The sequence below is a fragment of the Catellatospora sp. NPDC049609 genome, from assembly GCF_040675365.1.
Lineage (GTDB): Bacteria > Actinomycetota > Actinomycetes > Mycobacteriales > Micromonosporaceae > Catellatospora.
On the sequence record NZ_JBFAOU010000491.1, the window covers coordinates 1 to 1,057 of the forward strand.

The window sequence follows — 1,057 nt, forward strand, 5'->3', positions numbered from 1 at the left end:
GAACACCCACCCCGGGGCGGCAACAAACAACTCAAACCGGCCTTCTTCCTCGCCGCGTTCGCCGCCCCGGCCGACCCCGTCAGCCGCGCCTACTACGACCGCAAACGCGCCGAGGGCAAACACCACAACGCCGCCCTCATCTGCCTGGCCCGCCGCCGCTGCGACGTGCTGTTCGCCATGCTCCGCGACAAGATCCCCTAGCCGCCAACCATCACGGGTCACGTCCAGGCTCGTGGTGTAGCACTCGACGACCACAGGTGATCCTGATGTCAGCCTATGCGGCGGTGAGCTCGGGTTCGGGCTGCGCCGCGCTGGCGGGGGTCTGGTCGTCGATGGTCTCCTTCCGGGCCTTGGCGAGGAGCTCAGGGCCGATGTAACGCCGCTGCTCGGTCCACTCGTCGGTCTGCTCGGCCAGAACCGCGCCGACCAGGCGGATCAAGGGTCTGGGCCATCTCCGACCTGCGACCTGGACAGACTGGTCTCGCCAAGCTGCTCAGCCAACTTCTCCACCCGCCGGGTCGACACCCCGAGCAGGTAGCTCGTCGCGACGACGGACACCAGGGTCTGCTCAGCACGGCGCCGGTATTCCAGCAGTCAATCCTGGAAGTACGACCCCGTGCGCAGCTTCGGAATGGCCAGCTCGACCGTGCCGGCGCGGGTGTCCCACTCCCTCGGCCGGTAGCCGTTGCGCTGGTTGACGCGGTCGTCGCTGCGCTGGCCGTACTCCGCGCCGCACAAGACGTCGGCCTCGGCCGACATCAGCGCGTTGGCGAACGCGGCCACCATTGTCCGCAACACGTCCGAGTTGCCTTGCCCGGCCTGCTGGCGAAGCCGGCCGGCAGCGTCCACACTCTGAAGTGCGGTCATCGGAACTCCGTTCCCTCGAGACTTTGGTCGGTCTTCGAAGGATCAATCCGGTGGCCGTTTTACTTGTTACGCCCGAGTCCGAGACCCGACCGCTGCTACACCACGTCCGTCAGTGTCTACGGTGAACTTGCTCGACGGGGCTCGCTCCACCACTTCCTGCCGATCCTGGCCTGGTCCACTTCTGCGGTCC

General features: G+C 67.0%; 1 protein-coding gene and 2 pseudogenes. 1 reads left to right on the forward strand and 2 read right to left on the reverse strand.

Features of this window, described 5'->3' with window-relative positions:
- Positions 1-201: pseudogene (locus tag AB0J67_RS41345) on the forward strand (IS110 family transposase); the annotation flags it as partial.
- Positions 202-274: 73 nt separating this feature from the next.
- Here AB0J67_RS41345 and AB0J67_RS41350 read toward each other — a convergent pair.
- Entirely contained in the window at positions 275-439 is a 165-nt protein-coding gene (locus tag AB0J67_RS41350; RefSeq protein WP_363491320.1) for a hypothetical protein, read from the reverse strand.
- Between the two features lie 17 nt (positions 440-456).
- Positions 457-867: pseudogene (locus AB0J67_RS41355) on the reverse strand (transposase); the annotation flags it as partial.
- Positions 868-1,057: the final 190 nt, after the last annotated feature.